This window comes from Daejeonella sp. (genome assembly GCF_044348475.1).
Taxonomy (GTDB): domain Bacteria; phylum Bacteroidota; class Bacteroidia; order Sphingobacteriales; family Sphingobacteriaceae; genus Daejeonella.
In genome coordinates, this window is record NZ_JBIKSU010000011.1 from 34,942 (window position 1) to 60,686 (window position 25,745).

The following is a 25,745-nucleotide window of genomic DNA, read 5'->3' on the forward strand; positions in this document are numbered from 1 at the left end:
TAACCGGATCTGAATCAATATTTTACAAACTAAATGGCAAAAGTAAGCGGTAATGCTGTTGATGTAAATCTCCTGAAAAGGGTGTTTCGGTATGCCTATCCGTATCGCAGGATTTTTGCATGGTCAATTTTTTTGACCATGCTTCTGGCTGTTCTTGCGCCTCTTCGGCCGTGGCTCATTCAGTACACCCTAGATAAATATATTATTCTTAACAACAGCAGCGGTTTGCTGAATATGAGCTTATTGATGGTTGGATTATTACTGATTCAGACTGGCGTTCAGTATTACCATACCTTTTTTACAAATGTTCTTGGCCAGTCGGTGATCAAAGACCTACGCGTAAATGTTTTTAATCATATCAGTAGCCTTAAACTTAACTATTTTGACCGCACCCCCATAGGGCAGCTGATCACCCGAACAGTTTCCGATTTAGAAACAATCGCAGATATATTTTCTGAAGGTTTGATTGTTATTGTAGGTGATGTTTTGCAGGTAGTTGCAATTATTGCCGTAATGCTTTATATCGATTGGGAACTTACCATTGTAGTCTTAATCCCGATGCCCTTTTTAATGGTTGCATCGTACGTGTTTAAAGAAGCGATCAAATCTGCCTTTCAGGATGTTCGAACACAAATATCAAATTTGAACACCTTTTTACAGGAGCATATTTCTGGAATCCGAATCATCCAATATTTTGCAAGGGAAGACCAAGAGATGCAAAAGTTTAGACAGATCAATGCCAAACATCGCGATGCTCATATCCGGTCAAACTGGTATTATTCTATCTTTTTCCCAGTAGTCGAGATTATTTCAGCAATCTCAATTGGTTTGCTGGTATGGTATGGCTCAAGATCCATTCTTTCTGACCAAATTTCTCCAGGAGTAGTGGTTTCGTTCATTATGTACATCAATATGTTGTTCAGGCCTATCCGTGAGCTTGCAGATAAATTCAATACCCTACAAATGGGCATGGTTGGTGCTGAGCGAATTTTCAATGTGTTAGATACCGATCAGACAACTGAAAATAAGGGAAGGTATAAACCATCGCATTTAAACGGAGACATACAATTTAAAAATGTCTGGTTCGCTTATAATGATGAAAATTGGGTATTGAAAGATATTTCCTTTCACCTTAAACCTGGTGAAACCCTAGCATTGGTTGGTGCAACTGGCGCTGGCAAATCATCCACCATCAATATTTTAAACCGTTTTTACGAAGTAAATAAGGGAAGTGTATTGGTTGACGGAATTGACATTCGGGAGTATGAACTTAACTTTCTCCGTTCAAATATTGCTACTGTCTTGCAGGATGTTTTTCTTTTCTCGGATTCCATCGCCAATAATATCAATCTGAATAACCAGGAGATCAGTAGAGATGCACTGACGAAAGCTGCTCAGGATGTGGGTGCATTAGCGTTCATCAACCGGTTACCCGGTGGTTTCGATTATGATGTAATGGAAAGAGGAGCTACTTTATCGGCTGGCCAGGCTCAGCTAATTTCCTTTATCCGCGCTTTGGTGTACAACCCTCAGATTTTGGTTTTAGATGAAGCCACCGCTTCAGTTGATACTGAAACCGAGGAGCTTATTCAAAATGCCATCAATAAACTAATGGAGGGCCGAACATCAATCGTTATTGCCCATCGTTTATCAACCATTCAAAATGCCGACCGCATCATTGTACTAGATCAGGGTGAGATCAAAGAAATGGGTACCCATCAGCAGCTTTTAAAACTCAATGGTTTTTATAAGCGCCTGTATGATCTACAGTTTAACTCAGAAGGAATTGCCAAAGGATAAATTATCCTGAAAATAAATTACCTTAGAACTTTAAGATTATTTTTCTTGTTATGAAGAGAGTTGTATCACACCTAACCTTCCAGGTTTTAGTTGCCATTGTTTTAGGAGTGCTGGTTGGTATTAATTTTCCGGGTTTTGCACCAACGGCCAAATTGATCAGTCAAACCTTCATCAATATGATTAGCATGCTAATCGCGCCCATTATTTTTTTCACCATTGTTTTAGGTATTGCCCAAATGGGCGACATGAAAAAAGTAGGCAGGGTAGGTGGTAAGGCACTTCTTTATTTTGAGCTTATTACTACGGTGGCCATTATCATAGGCTTGCTGGTTGCCAATATCTTTCAACCTGGCAAAGGGGTGCTTGTTAGTGCATCAAGTGCAGATACCTCCAAAATACAAACCTACCAAGACTCTGCATCTGAAATGAACTGGCTCGAGTTTTTTGCTCATATTGTTCCGAAGAACATTTTTGAATCTTTTGCCAAGGGAGATATTTTGCAGATCTTGTTCTTTGCGGTTCTGTTTGGATTTGCACTGAGCCGCATGGGCTCTGCCGGAACTTCCCTGATTGGCACCTTTGAAAAATTATCGAAAGTGATCTTTAATATTATGAAGATGATCATGGTGCTTGCTCCATTTGGAGCTTTTGGAGGCATGGCGTTTACCATAGGCACCTACGGACTTGAAACTTTGTATCCATTGGGTAAGCTAATGATCGCTGTATACATGACCATGATTCTATTCATTTTCGGAGTACTGAATCTGATTTGTTATCTGTATAAATTCAGTCTTTGGCAATTGCTTAAATACATTCGCCAAGAAATTGTGATTGTTGTAGGTACATCTTCGTCCGAATCGGTGTTGCCGAGTATAATTCTCAAGCTTGAAAAATTTGGTTGTTCAAAATCTGTCGTAGGCTTGGTAGTGCCAACCGGATATTCTTTTAATCTCGATGGTACCTCCATTTACCTATCAATGGCGGTGATTTTTTTATCGCAGGTTTTCAACATTGACCTCAGTATCGGACAGCAGATTACCATTATCGGGGTCTTGATGATCACCTCTAAAGGTGCTGCAGGCGTAACCGGAAGTGGTTTTATTGTACTTGCTTCTACATTAACAGCTCTGAAGGTGGTTCCAATAGAGAGTATTGCTATTTTATTGGGAGTAGATCGGTTCATGTCTGAAGCCAGGGCAATTACCAATCTGATTGGCAATGCAGTAGCTTCAGTAGTGATTGCCAAAAGCGAAAATGAGTTTGACGAAAAGGCCTATATAAGAGCGATTGATCCAAATGCTCCTGATGAGGTAATTACGATTTAGAAAGGCTGAAATTTCTTAAATTCTTTTTGACTTTACCTTTTGAGATTCTGAGCGATTCTGTTAGCTTTGCGTTACAAAAATATATTCAATGAGTGTACTGGTTAATAAAAATTCAAAAGTAATAGTTCAGGGGTTCACTGGTAATGAAGGCACCTATCACGCCTCTCAGATGATCGAGTATGGAACACAGCTTGTAGGTGGTGTAACTCCGGGTAAAGGTGGGCAAAGTCATCTAGACCGTCCGGTGTTTAATACGGTAAAAGATGCCGTTGATAAAACAGGTGCCGATGTATCGATCATATTTGTACCACCAGCTTTTGCTGCTGATGCAATCATGGAAGCTGCTGAAGCAGGAATTAAAGTTATTGTTTGTATCACTGAAGGAATTCCTACAAAGGATATGATTTTAGTGAAAGAATATATTTCAGACAAAGATTGCCGCTTGATTGGCCCTAATTGTCCGGGTATCATCACTGCTGATGAAGCTAAGATCGGTATCATGCCAGGTTTTATCTTCAAAAAAGGCGGAGTAGGTATCGTTTCTAAATCTGGAACCCTTACTTATGAAGCGGTTGATCAGGTAGTTAAAGCAGGATTAGGTATTACAACTGCCATTGGTATTGGTGGTGATCCAATCATTGGAACCCCCACTAAAGAAGCAGTGATGTTATTGATGAACGATCCTGAAACAAAAGGTATTGTCATGATTGGTGAGATTGGTGGCGGAATGGAAGCGGAAGCTGCTTACTGGATCAAAGAAAATGGTACGAAGCCGGTAGTTGGGTTCATAGCAGGTCAAACTGCGCCTCCGGGACGTAGAATGGGTCATGCTGGTGCAATTGTTGGCGGTGCTGATGATACTGCGGCTGCCAAGATGAAGATCATGAGAGCATGCGGAATTCGCGTGGTGGAGTCACCGGCTGAGATCGGTGCTGCAATGGCTGAAGAACTTGCAAAATTATAATTAGCCTAAGGCTAAGGAATTGAAAACCGGCTAATTGCCGGTTTTTTTTATGTTTTTTAAATTTAAATTTGCCTCAGATTTTTGGTGAAATAACACCGGATTTTACTAATCTTGTTTAGGTTGATTTCTCCTGTTTTCGACGAGGAGCGATGAATGCCTGCCATACATAATCTTTTATCTTTTGCGTCTCTGCGAGCTTTCCTGCTTTGATTGAATAATTTAAAAAAAATGGTCTCGCAAAGACGCAAATACGCGCTTGTATGACGGGAAAGAATAATCGCAAAAGGGTACAAATGCCAAGATCCAGGACTTTGAATTTGCTCTTTTAGCTTAAAATAGCGATATTTGCATTTATTAACCAATACATGAAGCATATGAAAGCCCTAATTTTTATAGTCTTCAGCTTTATTTCAGTTGCTTCAGCCTTTGCTCAGCAGACAGATATTCCGAAGGATACTTTACAGAAAGATAGCGTTCAGGCAGATAGCATTCTTTCTTCTAATTTACGTACTGTTCGTGGAAGGGCAACTTATTACGCCAGTAAATTTCACGGTCGCCGAACCAGTAACGGAGATATTTTCAGTAATAATAAAATGACTGCAGCCCATCTAAAATTGCCATTCGGAACCCTAGTTACTGTTACAAATCTGGATAATGGGCGTTCTGTTGTTGTTCGAGTGAATGATCGCGGTCCGCATTCCAAGTCCTTTATGATTGATGTTTCGCAGGCCGCTGCCAAAGAACTTGGTTTTTATGGTAAGGGAGTGGCAAATGTGACGATCAGTTATAAAATCCCGGAGAACTAAACCGCATTATAGGTTTAACAATCTGTTCAATTCTTGATTTTTTAATTACAGCAAATTTTCTTGATAGCTATGTTTATGAAAAATCACAAGCGACACGCGTGCTTTAACGGTCGCGCATGCTCTAACTGGACACTGGGTGGCTAGAAAAATTTTGCAATAAACTAAACTGTAATTTCCTTATCCCAAATACATCCGCGTCTCTGCGTCTTTGCGAGAAAATCATTAAATACAATGATTGAATTTCTTAGAATTAAAAAAGGAGTTCTCGCAAAGACGCCAAGACGCAAAAGGCTTACATGCGTCGTCTCTGCTAGCACGCGCGCAATGTCATTATTTAAGGATTACGATCCTTACGAATTCAGGATCTCCTTCATTAATACAAAATGCATTGTGATCCGATAGCTATCGGATCTGGCGAAGGCCAGAACCTTCTGCCCACTAAATAATGACATTGCGCGCGTGCGATAGTGGTTCTTTTCCTGACCAAATTTCGGAGAATTTAATCATTTAACTCTTTTCCCAAATTGTAGGCATCGTGTCATATCTCCCTGCAGTTTCTACTCTTTCGCGCAGCCTTCCTATATTTACCAGCACATGGGATACAATAAATTAACACCGGAAGAAGAATACATTATCCTGCACAAGGGTACAGAAAGGCCATACACAGGTGAATACTTGGAGAATAAGCAATCAGGAATATATGTTTGCAGGCAATGTGAAACGCCTCTTTATCGCTCAGAAGATAAGTTTGATTCGCATTGTGGCTGGCCAAGTTTTGATGATGAAATAGCAGGTGCAGTAAAGAAACTAACCGATAAGGATGGTTATCGCACAGAAATATTATGTAATAATTGCGACGGGCATTTAGGGCATGTATTTGAAGGAGAGAAACTTACCCCTAAAAATACGCGTCATTGTGTGAATTCAATTTCTATGAAATTCATTCCATCACCGGGATAATCATTTCGGAATTTAATTCTTTTTAGCCCAGAATACTCCCCACATTAAATATTTTGAAAGCAGGTCAACTTCATTGAAGCCTGCTTTTTTTAAATTCTCTAAATGCCAACCCACTGGGCTATGATAATCATGAGCATCCTGATGCGCCATCCACATGTTCCAGTTTTCTTCTGTAGAACCTAGCTTTAGGGCCTCTACCTTCCAGCATTCAATATTTTTGAAATAAATCTCATCGGTAATGCCCCGGGTTTGATCTGCAAAAATAAATAGGCCATCTGTTTTCAGAGCGTAAAAAACATCCTTGTATAATTTGAACTTGAAGGGGTCTTGCACATGGTGTATTGCGATACTCGACATCACCAGGTCATAACACTTTTCAGAAAGATGCATGTTTTTAAAATCAGCCTGTAGGTAATTCATGTTTGATTGATTGCCAAATCTTTTTCTGCTTTCTTCTAAAATGTCTTCAGAAAGATCTAGTGCATCGATCTGCGCATCAGGAAAGTATTCCAGTATTCTTTGAGTGAGATTACCTGTTCCGCAACCTAGATCCAGAATACGTAAAGGCTTAAAATCAGGCTCAAGATACAGGAACATAGTATGAAGTAGCTCGTCATATCTGGGTACACATTTTTTGATTAGGTCTGAGTATTTGCTACTTAACTGATCATAAAAATCTTCTACATTTTCCATTTATCCTTCTTGAAATATTTAAGTATGATTTTTTTAATAAAAGTCCTAATTTCACAGTTTTAATATTCATTATGAAATTACTCGAAGGAAAAATAGCATTAATTACGGGAGCATCTAAAGGTATCGGACGAAAGATTGCAGAAAAATTTGCAGAACATGGTGCTGATGTAGCATTTACTTATCTTTCTTCTGTTGAGAAGGGCGAAGCTCTTGAACAGGAATTGCAAAGTTTTGGCACAAAGGTGAAAGGTTATCGCTCAGATGCTTCAAAATTTGATGAGGCTGAGAAACTGATTGAAGATATTTTAGCTGACTTTGGAACTCTTGATATCGTGGTAAATAATGCCGGAATAACCAAGGATGGTTTATTGATGCGCATGAGCGAAGAGAACTGGGATGATGTATTGAATATCAATTTAAAATCTGTTTTTAATGTTACCAAAGCTGCTTCGAAAGTAATGATGAAGAACCGCAAGGGCTCGTTTATTAATATGAGTTCTGTTGTTGGGGTGCAGGGAAATGCCGGACAGGCAAACTATGCTGCTTCAAAAGCAGGGATTATCGGCTTTTCAAAATCCATAGCCAAAGAACTTGGATCACGAAATATTCGCAGCAATGTTGTTGCCCCTGGTTTTATCCGCACAGAAATGACTGATGTACTTGACCCAAAAGTGGTTGAAGGATGGGCACAGGCAATACCATTGAAACGCGCAGGCGAAACAGATGATGTAGCCAATTTATGCGTATTCCTAGGTTCTGATATGAGCGGATACATTACAGGACAGGTTATTCCTGTTGATGGGGGCATGCTTTAGGAGATTTGAGATATGAGATTTGAGATATGAGATGTGAGATTGCACAATTTGCTTTTAGCTTTTAGCTTTCCGCTTTTAGCTTTTTGCTTTCCGCTTTCACCTATAGGAGATATGAGATGTGAGATGTGAGATGTGAGATTGCACAATTTGCTTTTAGCTTTCACCTTTTAGCTTTCCGCTTTCACCTATAGGAGATATGAGATGTGAGATGTGAGATGTGAGATTGCACAATTTGCTTTTAGCTTTCCGCTTTCGGCTTTCACCTTTTAGCTTTCACCTTTTAGCTTTCTGCTTTCCGCTTTCACCTTTCCTCTTTAAACTGCTAAATTTGCTACATAAGCTATGCCATTATTGTTTCAATTGCAATTTACAAACTCTTCATTTTTTTGGCTTTTAGGATGCCTGGCTCTAGGTATTGCCTATGCTTTTATTCTCTATGGATCATCCAATAATTTAAACAGATCATTAAGAAATCTTCTTTTTGGACTCAGAGCGATTTTTATTTCTATCATTGCTTTTTTGCTGGTTGCTCCACTAGTAAAAACAATAAACCGTACTATAGAAAAACCCGTCATCCTGATTGCACAGGATAATTCATCGTCTATATTAATCTCAAAAACTGTAGATTTTAATAAGCAGCGCTATATTGATCAAATTCGGGAACTGGAGAAGAACCTTTCAGCAGATTTTGAAGTAAGGACATTCAATTTTGATTCCCAGGTTAAAAATGGGCTGGATCTTAAGTTTGATGGCAAGCTAACAGATATTTCAGCCTTGTTTAAATTGATTGATGATCAGTTTTCAAATCGAAATGTGGGGGCCTTGATTCTAGGCAGTGATGGAATTTATAATCGCGGTGCAAATCCTCAATATGAGCGTAAAAATTTGCGGGCACCCATATATACCATTGCCCTTGGAGATACTATTGCTAAGCGTGATCTCCTGATTGCAAATGTGAATTATAATGCAATTAGTTATCTGGGTAATGATTTTCAAATTGAAATAAGTTTGGAGGCCTATCAGGCAAAGGGGAGTGCTTCTGTTTTATCGATTTCATCTTCTGCTGGAATTGTTTACTCAAAACCGATTTCAATCAATTCGGATGAATTCAGGCAGAATATTCTTTTAACTCTTCCTGCCGAACGTAAAGGTATTCAGCGCTATTCAATCAGACTGGTGCCGGTTGCTAGCGAGTTATCGGTCATCAATAACACTCAAACTATCTTTATAGAGGTGATCGATGGCATGCAAAAAGTTTTGATTCTCGCAAATTCTCCGCATCCCGATATAACGGCATTAAAACAGGCTATAGAAATCAATAAAAGCTATGCTGTAAAAGTTAAATTAGCTACTGATCTGCTTAAAACGGATATTCAGGAGGCAGGGCTCATCATCCTGCATCAGTTGCCTTCAGTAACAAATAATGCACAAGATCTTATCCAGCTAAGTGCAAATAAGCCACTGTTATACATTTTGGGTTCACAAAGTAACATTCCTGCTTTTGTAGCTTCACAATTTGTAGTAAACATGAGCAGTTCTGCGGTCATGCAAGAAGTTACTCCAGTATTGAAATCTGATTTTTATGGATTTACATTATCTGATGCCAATAAATTGAAAATTAGCAATTTCGGGCCATTACTCAGTCCATTTAGTAATTATGGATTAAAAGGGCCGAGCACTGTATTCATTACCCAACAGATCGGAAAATTAGCCACAGAAAAGCCGCTATTAGTATTTGGTGATGATAATCAGCGCAGAATCGGTGTTTTAGCAGCTGAGGGCATTTGGAAATGGCGACTCGAAGATTTTCAGGAAAATGCCAATCATGATGCCACTAATGAATTGATCCAAAAAACAATACAATACCTTTCAACCAGAGAGGATAAGCGAAAATTTCGTGTTTATTCTTCTAAAAATGCTTTTGATGACAATGAGCAGGTGGTGCTTAATGCCGAGTTGTATAATGATACTTATCAGCTGGTTAATACTCCCGATGTGAATATTTCACTGAAAAGTAAGTTGGGCAAAGCTTATTCGTATCTATTTTCCAGAACCTCTAATTCCTATCTTTTAAATGCAGGAATATTGCCGGCAGGAGAATACAGCTATACTGCAAAAACCAATTTAGGGAAGGCTTCATATCAGGCAGCTGGACAATTTGTGGTAACCGAGCAGCAGACGGAGTTTAAACAAAGTCTTGCTAATCATCAGTTATTATTTACAATGGCCGAGCAAAATGGCGGAAAAATGCTTTTTCCTGATCAATTGAATAGCCTTCCTGAGATGATTAGGGAAAATGAAACCGTCAAAACCATTTCTTATGAAGACCGCAAGTATGAGGAATTGATCAATCTTAAATTTTTATTTTTTCTGATAGTTGCCCTACTGAGCATTGAATGGTTCTCAAGAAAGCGAAATGGTGAAGTCTGAAAAAACAAGATGCTAGAAAATAATAAAAACTATGGCCTAGTAAAAAAGGGAAGCAGTCAGACCAATAAAGAAATTTGATAAGAAAATAAGTTTTTTTTAATTTAATTAAAACTCAATTCCCAAAAAACGAACTTTTTTTCTCTTCTTTTGCTGCTTCCTGAATGATCACGAATACGTCTTCGTTCTCTTTTTTCATCAGGTATTTTTCGCGGGCAAATTTTTCGAGTTTGCTTTGATCGGTAGTTAGTTCATTCAAATCTTTTACCGCTTTAGCTGATTCAAGGGTATAGAATGCTTTTTCGGCCTCTAGTTTATTCAGTTGGCTACGATATTCGTATTGTGAAATCAAATCATTGCGGTCAAAAAATAGCATCCAGGTAAGAAATGCAACGAATGCAATCAAATATTTATTTCGGATCAGATCTAAAATTCTAGCCATTAGTACAAATATAAAACAAAAACATCCTAAGATTGATATTCTTAAGATGTTTTGCTAGTGGGTATTATTAACTTATTAACACCTGCTTATTTAATGTATTTAAAACTCTTACCTAGGAAACGTGCATTACTGCCTAATTCTTCCTCAATACGAAGTAATTGATTGTATTTTGCGATCCTGTCTGAGCGTGATGCCGAACCGGTTTTAATCTGTCCACAGTTTAATGCTACCGCAAGGTCGGCAATGGTAAAATCTTCTGTTTCGCCAGATCGGTGGCTCATTACTGAGGTATAGCCGTTGTTTTGAGCTAATGAAACTGCATTGATCGTTTCAGTAAGTGTGCCGATCTGATTTACTTTTACCAAAATTGAATTGGCAGTATCGCTATCAATTCCTTGTTGCAATCTTTTCACATTGGTAACAAAAAGATCATCACCAACTAATTGAACTTTTGAACCAATCTTTTCTGTCAATAATTTCCAGCCAGTCCAGTCATCTTCAGCCATACCATCTTCGATTGAGATGATTGGATATTTTTCAGCTAATTGAGCAAGATATTCAGCTTGCTCAGCGCTAGTTCTAATCGCACCTTTTTCACCTTCAAATTTGGTATAATCGTACTTTCCATCTTTGTAGAATTCTGAGGCGGCGCAGTCAAAAGCTAGAAAAATATCTTTTCCTGCAGTATAACCAGCTTTTTCAATGGCCAGCAAAATGGTTTCGACACCATCTTCTGTGCCTTCAAACTTAGGAGCAAATCCGCCCTCATCACCTACAGCTGTAGAAAGACCACGGTCATGCAATATCTTTTTTAAGGTATGGAATACTTCTGTTCCCCAGCGAAGGGCCTCAGAGAAAGAAGATGCACCAGCAGGCATAATCATGAATTCCTGAAACGCGATCGGAGCATCAGAGTGAGAGCCGCCGTTTACGATATTCATCATTGGAATGGGTAAGGTATTCGCATTAACACCACCAATGTATCGGTACAAAGGTTGACGGCTTTCCTGAGCTGCTGCTTTAGCAACTGCCAAAGAAACACCCAGAATGGCATTTGCGCCTAAATTTCCTTTATTTTCAGTACCATCTATTTCAATAAGTAATTGATCAATACTGTTTTGAGAAAATACATCAATTCCAACAAGTTCTTGAGCAATTTTTTCATTAACATTGGCAACAGCCTTTAAAACGCCTTTTCCCAAATAAACAGACTTGTCACCATCGCGAAGCTCAACAGCTTCATGGATACCCGTTGAAGCACCAGATGGTACTGCTGCACGACCCATAATGCCATTTTCTGTAATTACATCGACCTCTATTGTTGGATTTCCACGGGAATCCAGAATTTGTCTAGCGTGAACGTCAAGAATTAAACTCATATTATTTTTTTTCTGTTTGAAATTATAGTTTATGTGTTGTAAATGTACGAGTACAGCAATTAATTAAGCATGGCAACAAAATCATCGAAAAGATACCTTGAATCATGAGGTCCAGGTGATGATTCCGGGTGATATTGAACTGAAAATGCTTTTTTCCCTTTTACTCTGATTCCTTCAATTGATTGATCGTTCAAGTTAACATGTGTAATTTCTACCTTATCTGAATTGCGTACATCATCTGGAATTACTCCAAATCCGTGATTTTGCGAGGTTACCTCACAATGATTGATGATCACGTTTTTTACTGGATGATTTAATCCTCTATGACCGTTAAACATTTTCATTGTGCGGATATCATTTGCAAGTGCAAGTAATTGATGCCCCAAACAAATTCCAAATAATGGCTTATTTGAAGCAAGAACCGCTTTTACAGTTTCAATGGCATAGGGCATGGCTGATGGGTCGCCAGGACCGTTCGAAATGAAATATCCATCAGGATTCCATTTTTCCATTTCTGCAAATGTGGTTTTAGCAGGAAATACTTTAGAGAAAACTCCTCTGCTATCAAAATTTCTTAATATATTTTTCTTTACGCCAAGATCAAGTACTGCAACCCGTTTGGCCGCTTCTTTATTACCGTATTCATAGGCTTCTTTAGTTGACACTTGTGAAGATAACTCCAAGCCATCCATTGAAGGTACTGATGCTAGCTTCTGTTTTAATTCGTCAATGTTTAATATTTCAGAAGAAATAATAGCATTCATTGCTCCTTTATCACGAATATGTCTTACCAAAGATCGGGTATCTACATCTGATATCCCAACGATATGCTCATCCTGAAAATAATCCTGAATCGAAGAGTCGGCTTGTTTTCTGCTGTAGGCAATATTGAAATTTTTACAAACTAACCCAGAAATTTTGATGCTTTCTGACTCTACCTCTTCTTTGTGAATTCCGTAATTTCCGATATGCGAATTGGTTGTAACCATGATCTGTCCAAAATAAGAAGGATCTGTAAAGATCTCTTGATATCCGGTCATACCCGTATTGAAACAAATTTCACCAGTGGTAGTTCCAATTTTTCCTGCGGCTTTTCCGTGATAAATTGTACCATCTTCCAAAAGCAGTACTGCAGGTAATTTGATGTAAGTATTCATTTAGTAAAAATTGAAAAGGTATTTAAAATCGATTTAAGAGCAATGATTTCGGAAGATTTTCCGCGGTGTAGAGGGAAGTTTTTTACTTCATATTTCACGTTGTCAAAATTAGGTATTTATTACTAAAATTGAAAGTTTTGATGAATGATTTATCAAATTCTTTTTCCTTACATCATTTAGATATAATTTGGCTGTGTATTGTTTCTATTAATCCTAACTTTGAATTGAATTTAAACTCTGCTACATGTCTACACATAAAGAGGTAAAACGGATCACTACAAATACGATCCAGGAAATGAAGCAAAAAGGCGAGAAGATTGCCATGCTCACTTCGTATGATTTTTCAATGGCTACCATTGTTGATGAAGGTGGTATTGATGTTATTCTTGTTGGCGATTCAGCCTCTAACGTAATGGCGGGGCATGAAACAACCTTGCCAATCACACTTGATCAGATGATCTATCATGCTGCATCTGTAGTTAGGGCAGTAAAACGGGCTCTTGTTGTTGTAGATCTTCCCTTTGGATCTTATCAGGGCAATTCAAAAGAGGCGTTGAATTCGGCTATCAGGATTATGAAGGAATCTGGGGCTCATGCTGTTAAGCTAGAAGGTGGAATAGAAATACGTGAATCTGTAGAGCGAATAATCACGGCAGGTATTCCGGTAATGGGACATTTGGGATTAACTCCTCAGTCGATTTATAAATTTGGTACCTATACCGTGCGGGCCAAGGAAGTGGCCGAAGCAGAAAAATTAAAGCAGGATATTTTGGTACTTCAAGAAGCAGGTTGCTTTTCTGTAGTTCTTGAAAAAATACCGGCAAAACTTGCCAAAGAGGTTACTGATAGTGTTAAAATTCCAACAATTGGAATTGGAGCAGGGCAACATTGCGACGGACAGGTTTTGGTAATTAATGATATGATTGGTTTAACCAAAGGATTTAAGCCACGATTTTTAAGACAATATCTAAATCTTTTTGAACAGATCAATGGTGCTGTACATTCGTATGTTAAAGATGTAAAATCTGGCAACTTTCCAAATGAAAAGGAACAATATTAAGAATTGATAATTAATGGCTGCTCCTGATTATAAAAAAGCAAAATTCCCAGTTCTTTCACTCGATATTACCGATAAGGATATTCTTTTTGAGGATAACCACTTAATCGCTGTAAATAAGCGGGCAGGAGATATTGTTCAGGTTGATGATACCGGTGATGAATCGCTCGATGAAAAAGTTAAGCGATACATTGCCAAAAAATACAATAAACCAAACGGTGCATTTTTGGGTGTGGTACATCGTCTTGATCGACCAGTTAGCGGAGTTATTTTATTTGCCAAAACAAGCAAGTCACTTGATCGTATCAATAAGATGTTCAAAAGCCGAGACATGCATAAAACCTATTGGGCGGTAGTTCGTAATCGTCCGGCTGTAGAACAAGGAACACTGGTGCATTGGCTGGTTAAGAATCCGCAGAAAAATGTAACCAAGGCCTATGAAAAGGAAGTGCCAGGAAGCCAGCGTGCAGAATTAAATTATAAACTTTTAGGTGAGCTAGGAGGCTATTATCTTATAGAAGTTGACCCAATCACCGGCCGCCCTCATCAAATTCGTGTTCAATTATCAACGTTAAATTGTCCAATAGTTGGCGATAATAAATACGGATATCCTCGCGGCAGCCTTAAAAAAAGTATTTGTTTGCATGCCCGCAGACTTCAATTTATGCATCCTGTTAAGTTGGAGCCTGTTCATATTTTTGCTCCACTGCCACAAGATGGATTCTGGGAACGCTTTGAGAGCTTTTAGTACGGATACCTTATCTGAGTCAAGAACCAATAGGCATCAACTATCTAAATCAGATTGCAAATTGCAAATCAAAAAAAAGCCACCATTTTAAATAGTGGCTTTTTTCTAAATATTTGAAATTAAGACAATTTTGCCTGTAAGTTTTGGTCAATTGCATCAAGGAATTCTTCTGTGTAGAGATAATGATCACCATGACTTACTTTGTTTCCATGAATACAAACAGCAAGATCTTTGGTCATTTTTCCGCTTTCTACAGTTTCAATACAAACCTGCTCTAAAGCATGGCAGAAATCAATCAATGCCTGATTATTATCTAGTTTACCACGGAACTCCAAACCTCTTGTCCATGCAAAAATCGAAGCAATTGGGTTGGTAGAAGTTGGTTTTCCTGCCTGATGATCACGGTAGTGACGGGTTACAGTGCCATGAGCTGCTTCAGCTTCCATCGTGCCACCATCCGGAGTAATTAAAACAGAGGTCATTAATCCTAAAGAACCGAAACCTTGTGCAACAGTGTCAGATTGAACATCTCCGTCATAGTTTTTACATGCCCAAACAAAATTTCCATTCCATTTTAAAGCTGATGCAACCATGTCATCAATCAAACGGTGCTCATAGGTAATTCCTGCAGCAACAAATTTGCCTTTGAATTCATTTTGGTAAACTTCTTCGAATATATCTTTAAAGCGACCATCGTATTTTTTTAGAATTGTATTTTTTGTAGAAAGGTATAAAGGCCAGCCTTTTGATAGTGCCTGATTGAAACATGCACGGGCAAAACCAAAAATACTTTCATCGGTATTGTACATGGCAAGAGCTACACCATCACTTTTAAAATTGTAAACTTCAAACGACTGAATATCGCCACCATCTTCTGGACTGAAGGTGATGGTTAATTTTCCTTTCCCCTTTGTTACAAAATCAGTTGCACGATACTGATCGCCAAAAGCATGACGACCGATACAAATTGGAGCAGTCCAGTTTGGTACCAAACGCGGAACATTGCTCATCACAATAGGCTCACGGAAAACAGTTCCATCAAGAATATTCCTGATCGTGCCATTGGGTGATTTCCACATTTGTTTCAGTTTGAACTCTTCAACACGGGCTTCATCTGGAGTGATCGTAGCACATTTGATACCAACGCCATATTGTTTGATCGCATTTGCTGCATCAATGGTAACCTGGTCATTGGTTTCATCGCGGTATTCCATTCCAAGATCGTAATATTTGATATCCAGCTCAAGATACGGGGTGATCAGTTTATCCTTAATAAACTTCCAGATAATTCTGGTCATTTCATCGCCGTCTAATTCAACTACCGGATTTGCAACTTTAATTTTTTGTACTGACATATACTTAATAATAAGATTTTTGGAATTTTCCCAAATATAGGAATTTTGAATATACCTGAAAATCTGAAGGGCTTGAAATTTCAGTTAATTTGTAATTGTTAAAAAATAAAGGAAATGAAATCCTAAAATAATAAGACTATGTTCATCATAACCCTGATGGTAATATGGTCAAAAATGCTAGATATGCTTTCTTTGATGTTGATGAAACTAATCCGACTGCTGCCTATGAATATGCTAAAAATGCGAGTCTTGAAATAGATTTAAACGTTCTTGCTTGATTAATAATCCAGATCAAGATTGAACCTGCGTTTAAACTCTTCTAGATTAGGATTTTTTTCTAGCATGTGCTGATATTTGTCTGAAGACGTATAAAGACGTTTCTTTTGAGTTTGTTCCATATACCTGGTTTGAAGGTCTATGCTGAAATTTTTCATCTCTACACGAAGATAATTCAACAGGTCAACTTTCTCTGAACTGAGCAAATCTTCCTGTATCTTGTTTTCTATGAGTAGTTCAATGATGAACTCATCAAGTAAAACAGGAGGATTGGCTGTCATGATAGTAAAAATATTTATTTTACCCTCTTTTTTGATTTTTTCTGCGTAATCATTCCAATATTTAAGCATGGAATCAGAACTAAATTCCAACTTGCTCTCACCAATTAAATACGCTGCCTGAATTTCTTCTTTTTTAGAATAATTTGCTTCCAAATCATTCAAATTTGGAATCAATGAGCTGTTTGTACCGGCTGAAAGCTTTGGTATAATGATCTTAACTGCTGTTTCTTCAACCATGGCCTCTGGGCTAAGAGAAACAACTGGTTCTTCAACAACGGTTTCTTCAACTATCGGTTCTTGGCTCCCAGAAACAACTAGATCTTCAACTACTGATTCTTGTACAATAGGTTCAGAAACTATCACCTGAATGGGAGTGGTTATTTCTTGAATGGGCAAAATGGGTTCAGAAGCAGAGGGTTCTTCTACTGGATTAAGTTTTTTTTTTAGCTGACCGTCCTGTATGGCTGGAATTCCTGCTGTTGAAAGATTGACCGCAGCTGGGATATGGCAGAGTTTAATAAGCGTGAGCTCAACCTGTAACCTCTGGTTTTTACTTGTTTTATAATTTAAATCACATTGATTACTGATGTTCAATGCTGATAGTAAAAAGGATAGGGGGGCTGACTGCGATTGAATACTATATTTCTGTCGTATTCCTTCACTCACTTCTAGTAATTTTAAGGTAGATGCATCTTTACAAACCAGTAAATTTCTGAAATGTGAGGCAAGTCCGGTAATAAAGTGGTTTCCATCAAACCCATTGCTCAATATCTCATCAAAAAGAAGGAGTGCGTTGGCAACATCTTCAGAGAGGATAGCCTCTGTTAATTTAAAATAGTAATCATAATCCAGAATGTTCAGATTGTCAATAACAGATTTGTAATTGACATTTTTACTTGAAAAGCTGACAATCTGATCGAACATAGATAAGGCATCGCGAAGGCCACCATCGGCTTTTTGTGCGATCAGATGTAACCCGTCTTCATCGTATGCTATTCCTTCTTTATTAGCAATCTCTGCCAGGTGCTTAGCAATATCTTCAACCCTGATTCGGTTAAAATCAAAGATTTGACACCTGGATAGGATGGTTGGCAGTATTTTATGCTTTTCTGTTGTAGCTAGGATGAAAATCGCATAATTAGGGGGTTCTTCTAGTGTTTTCAAAAAAGCATTGAATGCTGCTTGCGAAAGCATGTGAACCTCATCAATGATATAGATCTTGTATCGCCCAGCCTGAGGGGGTATTCGAACTTGTTCAATTAGACTTCGGATATCTTCAACTGAATTGTTTGATGCTGCATCTAGCTCATGGATATTGAAAGAGTTACCATTTTGAAATGAAATACAGGAATGACAAACTCCACATGCTTCAGCATCGGGACTTAAACTCTCGCAGTTTATTGTTTTAGCGAGTATCCGGGCACAGGTAGTTTTTCCAACTCCTCGTGGTCCGCAGAAAAGAAATGCCTGCGCCAGCTGATTGTTTTTGATGGCGTTTTTTAAGGTGCCAGTTATATGTAGCTGACCTACAACAGTTTGAAACGTTGCTGGTCTGTACTTTCTTGCTGATACTATAAAATTATCCATCGGCTACTAAATTAGAAAGAGGAATGGGTTAAACCAAACTTAGTCGATTTTTTTTATCGACATTTTTGCAAAAAAATAATTATCGCGTTTGAATCGAAAAAAAGCATTTAATTTTTGATTAACAGGATTGTTTTAAAGAATATTCTTTTGAAATTCAGGAAGATACTTTTGTTTCTTTTGGCCTTCAAAAGAAAGAGATTCTTCCTTTTTGTTTTGATTTAGGTTTAATATGGAAATTGGAGTTATATTGAATTTCCCGCTCATTGCCGCGGGGGCTAGTCCTTTTTCTTTAGCAAAAAAGTGACCAAAACGCCACCGCTGCGTCTGATGCTATGAAAGGTTCTGCGAAGGCTAGGGTTGTCATTGCCGCACCAGCCAAGGCGGAAGAAACGTAAACGAAGGGACAGTGAGTGGACGATTTGTGGTGGGATTGGAATTAGTTTTTTGTAGCATAATCCTCGTTGTCATTGCGAGGAGGCACGACGAAGTAATCCCTTTGTTATACGAATAATTATGAGATTGCTTCGCTACGCTCGCAATGACAGGAAAAAGCGCCGCAATGACAAGAAAAAAACCTCGCAATGAACTTGGATTCAAAGCAATGAAAATATAAAAATTGATTCTAATCAAAAGGGAGCTTATTTTTTATATAAAATTAAAAACATATTTTTTTGCATATAAATGGCTTTTTTATAAAAATTTTATTTTAACCGGACAACAGTGGTGTTTTATAATATCTAACTTTCAAAAAAGCATTTGATAAATAGAAAATTATATCTATTTTTGCATCCCGCTTTAAGCCCTGTATTAGAGCTTTAGCGCATAAATAAATTAAAAAAACAAAAAGCAACAATGCAACAGTACGAAACAGTGATCATTCTGACCCCGTTGTTATCTGTAGAAGCTGCGAAAGAGGTGTTAACCAAATTCAATAAGCTAATGACCGATAACGGAGCCGAAATTGTCCATGAAGACAATTGGGGTTTGAAAAAACTAGCGTATCCGATTCAAAAGAAGACAACAGGATACTATCACCTAACTACATTCAAAGCTCCGGGTGAGTTTATTAACAAACTTGAAGTTGAATACAGACGCGATGAACGCATAATGCGTTTTTTGACTGTTTCATTGGATAAGCATGCACTTGCATTCAGTGAGAAGAAACGTAGCGGAGCCTTCAATAAAAACAAGGAAACTAAAACTGAGGAGGTAGCACAATAATGGCAAAAGATCAAATCCAATACGTAACTGCTCCGAAAGTAGACGAGAGCCGCAAAAAGTATTGCCGTTTTAAAAAGAACGGAATCAAGTACATCGATTACAAAGACGCTAACTTTTTATTAAAGTTCATTAACGATCAGGGTAAAGTTTTACCACGCCGTTTAACAGGAACTTCATTAAAGTTTCAACGTAAAGTGGCTCAGGCTGTAAAGCGTGCCCGTCATATTGGTTTATTACCTTACGTTACTGATTCAATAAAATAAGAGGGAGATAAGCGATATGGAACTAATTTTAAAACAAGACATCAAGAATCTCGGCGAGAAAGATGATGTTGTAAATGTAAGACCAGGTTTTGGACGTAATTACCTTATTCCAAAGGGTTATGCTACGCTGGCTACTGAATCTGCAAAGAAAGTATTAGCTGAAAATTTAAAACAAGCTGCTTTCAAGCAAGATAAAATCAAAAAGGATGCTACAGAAATTGCAGCAAAGTTAGAGGGTATTAAACTTTCTATTGGTGCAAAAGCTGGTGAAACCGGTAAGATCTTTGGATCAGTTAATACCATTCAGATAGCAGATGCATTGAAGAAAGAAGGCTTTGACGTTGATCGTCGTCGCATTACTTTTGATGTTGAACCTAAATTTGTGGGTGAATACACTGCAAACCTTAATCTTCACAAAGAAGTGAAAGTTAAAGTTCCTTTTGATGTTGTAGCAGAATAATTTCCTTACTCCAGATTTTGTCTGGTGTATAATCAGGAAAAAAACTATAATTTAATGCCTTCTGATTTGTTCAGAAGGCATTTTTTTTGACTAAATTATCGGCACATAAATTTTATTGAATTGAGAAAGTTTGGAAGGTTGATGGGCAAATTACTAACCTGGTTTTTGGCTGTTACAATTTTATGGGTTTTGGTCTATAGATTTATCAATCCCCCTATAACTTATTTAATGATTCAGCGTGGCTTTGAACACAAAGCTGAGGGTAAGGAATGGAAAATTCAAAAGTCATGGTTAGGCATTGATGAACTATCTTCGAATCTAAAAAAAGCTGCCATTGCCGGTGAAGATGTTAACTTTTTGAAGCATTGGGGTTTTGATTTCAAGGCAATGGAGTCTGCTTTCATGAAAAATCAAAAGGGTAAAAAGGTTAGAGGTGGCAGCACCATTAGTCAGCAAACTGCAAAGAACGTATTTCTATGGCCTGGAAGATCCTATATTAGAAAAGCTTTCGAAGCTTACTTCACCATTCTTATTGAAATACTATGGGGCAAAGAACGAATTCTGGAGGTTTATTTAAATGTGATTGAGATGGGGGATGGGATCTATGGTGCTGAGGCGGCTTCACAACAATACTATGGGAAAACAGCACAAAGCATGAGCAAGTCAAGGGCAGCATTATTGATTGCTGTTTTGCCAAATCCATTGCGATGGAATCCATCAAGGCCAACACGCTATATTTATTATAAGCAGGGGCTAATTCTCAGGAATATGAGAAGGCTTGAAAAATTACCTTTTTGATGAGATTAATTTAACAGGATTGGGATACCAATTCGATTAACTTGTCTTGGTTCTTGATTCTTGGCTCTTGATCAAAATAAAAATACCCTGGAATGCCAACTATCTTTTAAGGGTATCTCCCAGGCAGTTTGCATTTCATGACGCTTATTAATCAGGTTGTTGAATACAAGCGTTTCTTTACTAATCTGGCCACTTTTTATCAATTCGTCAAACTCTTCTTTGCTGCAGTTTAGCACATCTTTATGTTGCCTGTATGCAATTCTAAACCTGTCGAATAGATTAAGATTAAATTTTTGCTCAATTTCTTTCATCAAATTAACAGATTTGTCTATGCTGCAACCTGTTGCACCGGCTACCTCTTCGTCAACTGAAAGAACAATGAATTGATGGTGAAGTACTTCACCAAGTGCAGCTAGCGCATGGCCATGTGCTAGCCAACCTGTCGTGAAATTATTGAGCATTTCAAGGATAGCCAGCTCTTCGTCTTGAATTAAGATACGGTTGGCCTGGTAGATCCAAACTCTTGAATTTTCGGAAATATTCATAATCAAAAATACAGAATTTTGACGAGCATTTTTTTCATTAATTCTATTTTAATGCTACTCTGCTTATGAGCCAACACTATAAATTTCTTTTACTGAAGCTGCGATAATTTTATATGCGATAAGAAAGAATGAGTTTTAAAAAGATTCGTGGGCAGAACTTAGCTTCGGTTAAAATCAGCGTGTTGAATTGTAATTCTATGGTATTAATCCAACTATTTTTCACGAATTGTTTTTACATTAGGGCTTTAACATTTTTAAACGATAATGTTTTATAAGCACATAAGATACACAGGAGTATTGCTAATTAGCGGTTTGCTCATTTGTGTTTCACTAGTTTTAATAAGTGCTTCAGTACCACAGGATGACTCCATTCATCAGATTGTGGAAAGAGTTCTGGTCAGGCTTAATAAAATGCATTATCCCGAATCTGAATTAGTAAAAATCAAAAAATGTGAGCTCTTATTAAGTGATGAAGGTTTTCTAAGGTATCGAAAGACATATTTAAGCGGAAAGCAGGAATATTATTCTCTAAATATTGCCCGAGTAAGCAGCGTAGATTATTTTGGAGATACTGGTTCTGGAAATCTGTTATTAAAAACGATAGAAGATGATGTGATTGTGCAAACCTTTAACGACCGTGCCGGCAATGTAGATTCAATGGCAACCCTTTTCCGTTTAGATTTGCATACCGTTGAACCTGAAGATTTGGTGGCTTTGCAGGATGATATTCAAGGGATGAAACGCCTGCTTCAAAAAAACTGATAGGGTATAAAATCTATAAAATATTCTGAACTCATTATTTTCAAATTAACCTTGCCAATTTTCAATTTAAAGTCCGTTTGCTCTTACTGTGATCTCAGCAATATCTAGCACCTTCACTTCTCCCTCTTTATTGAAGTTTTTAATGCCATCGCTTAACATGGTCATGCAGAAAGGACAAGAGGATGCCACAATATTGGGTTGAAGTGCTAAGGCTTCATCTATTCGCTCAATATTGATGTCTTTTGTTCCTTTTTCAGGCTCTTTGAACATTTGCCCGCCTCCAGCTCCACAACATAGTCCATTTGACTTACAGCGTTTCATTTCAACTAACTCGGCATCCAGAATTTCGAGCGCTTTACGTGGAGCTTCATAAACACCATTGGCACGTCCCAAATAGCATGGGTCATGGAACGTGATTTTTTTACCCTTGAACGATTCGCCACCTTCAGCTTTCAGTTTGCCTTCATCAATTAATTGCTGAATTAGCTGAGAGTGATGAATTACCTCATAATTACCTCCAAGATTCGGGTATTCATTTTTGATGGTATTAAAACAATGCGGACAGCCGGTTACGATCTTTTTTATCTCATAGCCATTTAATACCTGAATAGCGGTCATGGCCTGCATCTGGAAAAGGAATTCGTTTCCGGCACGTTTTGCAGGATCACCCGTGCAACTTTCCTCAGTTCCAAGGATCGCGAAATTTATTCCGACATGCTGCAAGATCTTACAAATATCACGGGTAATTTTTTGTGCACGTTCATCAAAACTGCCCGCGCATCCAACCCAGAATAAGATATCGGGTGTTTCACCTTTTGCGGCCATTTGGGCCATTGTTGGTATGTTCATTTTTGATCTGTTATCTTTTGTCAGTTGTCTGTTATCAGTTATCAGTTATCAGTTGTCAGTTGTCTGTTATCGGTTGTCAGTTATCTGTTATCTGTTGTCTGAGGTCTGAAGTCTGACTACTGTTATCGGTTATCTGTTATCGGTTGGTTAGTTGGTTAGTTGTTAGGAATAGCCTCAAAGTACTTCAATTCATATAATTGTTCTTCTCTGCTTTTAGCTTTTAGCTTTTAGCTTTTCGCTTTATCCTTATTACTTATAACTTATTACTTATAACTTTTAGCTTTCTGCTTTTAGCTTTCTGCTTTTTCTGTTGTCTCATAACTGACAACTGATAACTATTTACACATTAGTCCAGTTTGCTCTATCCGCTGCAGAGTACTTCCAAGGGGCTCCATTATTTTCAATATTTCCAAACATATTATTCAGGCTGCTGGGCGCTTGTGCTTCTTCCATTACTGAATATCTTCTTAGTTCTACTATGATGGCTAGGGGGTCGATATTCACAGGGCAAGCATCTGTACAAGCATTACAGGTTGTGCATGCCCAGATCTCTTCTCTACTGATGTAATTGTCAAGTAATGATTTACCATCCTGATAATCCTTGCCATGTTTATCTATGTTGTTTCCTACTTCAACCAAACGGTCGCGAGTATCCATCATGATCTTGCGGGGTGAGAGGAGCTTGCCTGTCATGTTCGCCGGACAAACAGAAGTACATCTTCCGCATTCTGTACAGGTATAAGCATCCATCAAATTTTTCCAGGTCAGGTCCGAGATATCCTTTGCACCGAATCGTCCTCCTTCTGGAATAGGTTCGGGAATATAAGACGGATCAAGCATCGCTTTAACCTCATTGGTAACTGAAGCCATGTTTGAAAATTCACCCTTAGGCTCCAGATTCGAATAATAGGTATTGGGGAAAGCCATAATGATATGGAAATGCTTGGAATAGGGCAGATAGTTTAAAAAAGCCAAGATTCCTACAATGTGGAACCACCAGCAGAATCGTTCAATAATAATCAGAGCTGCTTCTGAATCGGGGAGGAGTGGTAAAAGAAAACTGCTTACCGGGAATGAACCAGCAAGAATATAATGCGATGAGCCTAATTGCTGCAATTTACTGTCTGCCGCATTCATAAACAGAAATGCAGTCATTAGAAATACCTCAACAATCAGAATGATGGATGCGTCTGATTTGGGCCATTTGGTCATCTCTGTACCATTAAAGCGTTTTAGTTTGATGATATTTCTTCGTGCATAAAATGCAACAACCCCTAAAAGCACTAAAGCGGCCAATACTTCAAACGAAGCGATTAATACAGGGTATAAGCCACCAAGCGGAGCCGCAAAGATGCGGTGCGTACCAAATAAACCATCAATCATAATCTCCAGTACTTCTAGATTAATGACTACAAATCCAACATAAACAAATAGGTGCAGAATAGCTGCAACCGGACGCTTAACCATTTTAGATTGGCCAAAAGCTACTTTAAACATGGTAGCTAAACGTTCAGCAGGTTTGTCGGAACGATCGGTATCCTTGCCAAGATTAATATTCCGGATAATCTTACGAACATTCAGGCTAAATAAAGCAAGTGAAGCCCCTGTAACAATCAGGAAAATGATTTGTACAACCATATTTTATGGATTTATTTAGCTAAAATAGGGAATATCCTGGATATGCAATTACTATGCATGCATAATATTAAAAATAAACCATTTTTTGCGAAAAGGTAAAATGAATATTTTTCAAATAATATTTTCAGAAACGAAAAAAGACACTACATTTGCAGTCCCGAACAAAACGGGTATGGTCTGGTACCATAGCTCAGTCGGTAGAGCAAAGGACTGAAAATCCTTGTGTCGCTGGTTCGATTCCAGCTGGTACCACCAAAAAAGCCTCAGAGAAATCTGAGGCTTTTTTGATTTTATACTTATTGGTAATGTAATTATACATGGTTCGTCCCGATAGCTATCGGGGCCAGCTGGTACCACACGCAGATGCTCAACGAAAATGGAGGTTTTTAGGATTTTTTAAACCTGTTTTATAACTCACATCTATTTCTGATAATTATCCTGTTAAAATGGGGAGGATTAAATAAAAAACCCAGTGCTGTTGGGCACTGGGTAGGTTTGAATTTAATTGTATTTGGTATTAAATAATAGTTAAAAATTGAAATAGATCTTTTATGTATTTTTTCGTATTAAATAAACAATAAACCCGAAGAATACTTTAAAAAAATCAATGATTGCTTTCATTCTTCTTGAGTTATTATCAGATTTGAATAGTGTAAATAATCTCTTAACCATAATAGATTAACAATCTTAACAATGCTAAGAATTTAGATTTATGATTCGAGTAATATTTTACGTGAATTAGGTGAAATCACAGAGTTTCACACAGTTTTTAATGCGAATTTTGCTATGAAAGCTGTTCTTAATACAATATACCAGTACAATCGGTATAAGTACTGATTGGTGTAATCACCAGACTGAGAGGGAATGGTTATACCTACTTTATTCTAACAGATTTTTAACTTTAGTTCTAATGTGTTGGTTCAATACATAAACTGTCAATCTTTTATCTTCTTGAATTGATTTTTTTTCAATTCCATCCTCAATATTGAATTTCAGTTCTAGTTTTTTATTTAATTCATTAATGAATGTGACCCTAATCTTCCTTTGATTATCTTGTGACTTATTGGTTATTTCTAGGATATCATTTAGCTCATGGGTGTTTAAATGCTCTTGAGCAGTGAAATCCAGCAATTTTAT

24 protein-coding genes and 1 tRNA gene are annotated in these 25,745 nt (G+C 37.8%); 15 read left to right on the forward strand and 10 right to left on the reverse strand.

The genetic code is table 11. From position 1 onward, the window contains the following. The first annotated feature begins 33 nt into the window (after positions 1 to 33). From ACIQZ6_RS04660 to ACIQZ6_RS04680, 5 genes are all read left to right on the forward strand, one after another. On the forward strand, positions 34 to 1,800 hold the full coding sequence (locus ACIQZ6_RS04660; protein WP_395808681.1) for an ABC transporter ATP-binding protein: 1,767 nt from the start codon (positions 34 to 36) through the stop codon (positions 1,798 to 1,800). A 50-nt stretch (positions 1,801 to 1,850) separates the two neighbouring features. Further along, positions 1,851 to 3,125 (forward strand): C4-dicarboxylate transporter DctA, encoded by a 1,275-nt coding sequence (gene dctA / locus ACIQZ6_RS04665; RefSeq protein ID WP_395808683.1) that lies wholly within the window; start codon positions 1,851 to 1,853, stop codon positions 3,123 to 3,125. A gap of 88 nt (positions 3,126 to 3,213) precedes the next feature. Beyond that, positions 3,214 to 4,089: a succinate--CoA ligase subunit alpha gene (sucD, locus tag ACIQZ6_RS04670; RefSeq protein ID WP_395808685.1), complete on the forward strand. Its 876-nt coding sequence runs from the start codon at positions 3,214 to 3,216 to the stop codon at positions 4,087 to 4,089. A gap of 374 nt (positions 4,090 to 4,463) precedes the next feature. Then, positions 4,464 to 4,895 (forward strand): septal ring lytic transglycosylase RlpA family protein, encoded by a 432-nt coding sequence (locus tag ACIQZ6_RS04675; RefSeq protein ID WP_395808687.1) that lies wholly within the window; start codon positions 4,464 to 4,466, stop codon positions 4,893 to 4,895. A gap of 594 nt (positions 4,896 to 5,489) precedes the next feature. Next, complete coding sequence (locus tag ACIQZ6_RS04680; protein ID WP_395808689.1) at positions 5,490 to 5,855, forward strand: methionine-R-sulfoxide reductase; 366 nt, start codon at positions 5,490 to 5,492, stop codon at positions 5,853 to 5,855. 12 nt (positions 5,856 to 5,867) lie between these two features. On the opposite strand, the gene ACIQZ6_RS04685 is transcribed toward ACIQZ6_RS04680, so the two are convergent. Next, a complete protein-coding gene (locus ACIQZ6_RS04685) occupies positions 5,868 to 6,548 on the reverse strand; it encodes a class I SAM-dependent methyltransferase (RefSeq protein WP_395808691.1) in 681 nt (226 codons plus the stop codon). Between the two features lie 71 nt (positions 6,549 to 6,619). Between ACIQZ6_RS04685 and fabG the strand changes: the two genes are divergently transcribed. Continuing rightward, on the forward strand, positions 6,620 to 7,363 hold the full coding sequence (gene fabG / locus ACIQZ6_RS04690) for a 3-oxoacyl-[acyl-carrier-protein] reductase (protein ID WP_395808693.1): 744 nt from the start codon (positions 6,620 to 6,622) through the stop codon (positions 7,361 to 7,363). A gap of 342 nt (positions 7,364 to 7,705) precedes the next feature. Further along, on the forward strand, positions 7,706 to 9,793 hold the full coding sequence (locus tag ACIQZ6_RS04695; RefSeq protein WP_395808695.1) for a hypothetical protein: 2,088 nt from the start codon (positions 7,706 to 7,708) through the stop codon (positions 9,791 to 9,793). A 112-nt stretch (positions 9,794 to 9,905) separates the two neighbouring features. On the opposite strand, the gene ACIQZ6_RS04700 is transcribed toward ACIQZ6_RS04695, so the two are convergent. The 3 genes from ACIQZ6_RS04700 to carA all read right to left on the reverse strand — a co-directional run bounded on the left by ACIQZ6_RS04700 (position 9,906) and on the right by carA (position 12,768). After that, on the reverse strand, positions 9,906 to 10,232 hold the full coding sequence (locus ACIQZ6_RS04700) for a septum formation initiator family protein (RefSeq protein ID WP_395808697.1): 327 nt from the start codon (positions 10,230 to 10,232) through the stop codon (positions 9,906 to 9,908). Between the two features lie 86 nt (positions 10,233 to 10,318). Beyond that, a complete protein-coding gene (gene eno, locus ACIQZ6_RS04705) occupies positions 10,319 to 11,611 on the reverse strand; it encodes a phosphopyruvate hydratase (RefSeq protein ID WP_395808699.1) in 1,293 nt (430 codons plus the stop codon). 59 nt (positions 11,612 to 11,670) lie between these two features. Beyond that, complete coding sequence (gene carA, locus ACIQZ6_RS04710; protein ID WP_395808701.1) at positions 11,671 to 12,768, reverse strand: glutamine-hydrolyzing carbamoyl-phosphate synthase small subunit; 1,098 nt, start codon at positions 12,766 to 12,768, stop codon at positions 11,671 to 11,673. A 244-nt stretch (positions 12,769 to 13,012) separates the two neighbouring features. Here carA and panB point away from each other — a divergent pair, with 244 nt between their 5' ends. After that, the gene (panB, locus tag ACIQZ6_RS04715; protein ID WP_395808703.1) at positions 13,013 to 13,828 is read left to right on the forward strand and encodes a 3-methyl-2-oxobutanoate hydroxymethyltransferase; all 816 of its coding nucleotides are present in this window, start codon (positions 13,013 to 13,015) and stop codon (positions 13,826 to 13,828) included. Positions 13,829 to 13,841: 13 nt separating this feature from the next. Further along, a complete protein-coding gene (locus tag ACIQZ6_RS04720; RefSeq protein WP_395808705.1) occupies positions 13,842 to 14,573 on the forward strand; it encodes an RluA family pseudouridine synthase in 732 nt (243 codons plus the stop codon). A 119-nt stretch (positions 14,574 to 14,692) separates the two neighbouring features. Here the strand turns inward: ACIQZ6_RS04720 and ACIQZ6_RS04725 are convergent, their stop codons facing one another. Next, the gene (locus tag ACIQZ6_RS04725) at positions 14,693 to 15,928 is read right to left on the reverse strand and encodes an isocitrate dehydrogenase (NADP(+)) (RefSeq protein WP_395808707.1); all 1,236 of its coding nucleotides are present in this window, start codon (positions 15,926 to 15,928) and stop codon (positions 14,693 to 14,695) included. Positions 15,929 to 16,206: 278 nt separating this feature from the next. After that, positions 16,207 to 18,072 (reverse strand): DNA polymerase III subunit gamma/tau, encoded by a 1,866-nt coding sequence (locus ACIQZ6_RS04730; RefSeq protein ID WP_395808714.1) that lies wholly within the window; start codon positions 18,070 to 18,072, stop codon positions 16,207 to 16,209. A gap of 852 nt (positions 18,073 to 18,924) precedes the next feature. Between ACIQZ6_RS04730 and rpsF the strand changes: the two genes are divergently transcribed. From rpsF to mtgA, 4 genes are all read left to right on the forward strand, one after another. Beyond that, positions 18,925 to 19,293, forward strand: a complete 369-nt coding sequence (gene rpsF, locus ACIQZ6_RS04735) for a 30S ribosomal protein S6 (protein ID WP_395808716.1) — start codon at positions 18,925 to 18,927, stop codon at positions 19,291 to 19,293. Continuing rightward, a complete protein-coding gene (gene rpsR / locus ACIQZ6_RS04740) occupies positions 19,293 to 19,556 on the forward strand; it encodes a 30S ribosomal protein S18 (protein WP_306551067.1) in 264 nt (87 codons plus the stop codon). The genes rpsF and rpsR overlap by 1 nt, the downstream gene beginning before the upstream one ends. Positions 19,557 to 19,572: 16 nt before the next feature. Further along, entirely contained in the window at positions 19,573 to 20,016 is a 444-nt protein-coding gene (rplI, locus tag ACIQZ6_RS04745; RefSeq protein WP_395808718.1) for a 50S ribosomal protein L9, read from the forward strand. 141 nt (positions 20,017 to 20,157) lie between these two features. Then, complete coding sequence (mtgA, locus tag ACIQZ6_RS04750) at positions 20,158 to 20,814, forward strand: monofunctional biosynthetic peptidoglycan transglycosylase (RefSeq protein ID WP_395808730.1); 657 nt, start codon at positions 20,158 to 20,160, stop codon at positions 20,812 to 20,814. A gap of 71 nt (positions 20,815 to 20,885) precedes the next feature. On the opposite strand, the gene ACIQZ6_RS04755 is transcribed toward mtgA, so the two are convergent. Further along, on the reverse strand, positions 20,886 to 21,359 hold the full coding sequence (locus ACIQZ6_RS04755) for an ABC transporter ATPase (RefSeq protein ID WP_395808720.1): 474 nt from the start codon (positions 21,357 to 21,359) through the stop codon (positions 20,886 to 20,888). 264 nt (positions 21,360 to 21,623) lie between these two features. Here ACIQZ6_RS04755 and ACIQZ6_RS04760 point away from each other — a divergent pair, with 264 nt between their 5' ends. Continuing rightward, positions 21,624 to 22,121: a hypothetical protein gene (locus tag ACIQZ6_RS04760; protein ID WP_395808722.1), complete on the forward strand. Its 498-nt coding sequence runs from the start codon at positions 21,624 to 21,626 to the stop codon at positions 22,119 to 22,121. Positions 22,122 to 22,187: 66 nt separating this feature from the next. On the opposite strand, the gene ACIQZ6_RS04765 is transcribed toward ACIQZ6_RS04760, so the two are convergent. Both ACIQZ6_RS04765 and ACIQZ6_RS04770 read right to left on the reverse strand, forming a co-directional pair. Then, on the reverse strand, positions 22,188 to 22,970 hold the full coding sequence (locus tag ACIQZ6_RS04765) for a (Fe-S)-binding protein (RefSeq protein WP_395808724.1): 783 nt from the start codon (positions 22,968 to 22,970) through the stop codon (positions 22,188 to 22,190). Positions 22,971 to 23,309: 339 nt separating this feature from the next. Continuing rightward, positions 23,310 to 24,608, reverse strand: coding sequence for a 4Fe-4S dicluster domain-containing protein (locus tag ACIQZ6_RS04770; protein ID WP_395808726.1), 1,299 nt, complete (start codon positions 24,606 to 24,608; stop codon positions 23,310 to 23,312). Between the two features lie 179 nt (positions 24,609 to 24,787). Between ACIQZ6_RS04770 and ACIQZ6_RS04775 the strand changes: the two genes are divergently transcribed. Next, a tRNA-Phe gene (locus ACIQZ6_RS04775) sits at positions 24,788 to 24,863 on the forward strand. A gap of 624 nt (positions 24,864 to 25,487) precedes the next feature. Here ACIQZ6_RS04775 and ACIQZ6_RS04780 read toward each other — a convergent pair. After that, positions 25,488 to 25,745: hypothetical protein (locus ACIQZ6_RS04780; RefSeq protein ID WP_395808728.1), on the reverse strand; the 258-nt coding region annotated here is incomplete at its 5' end.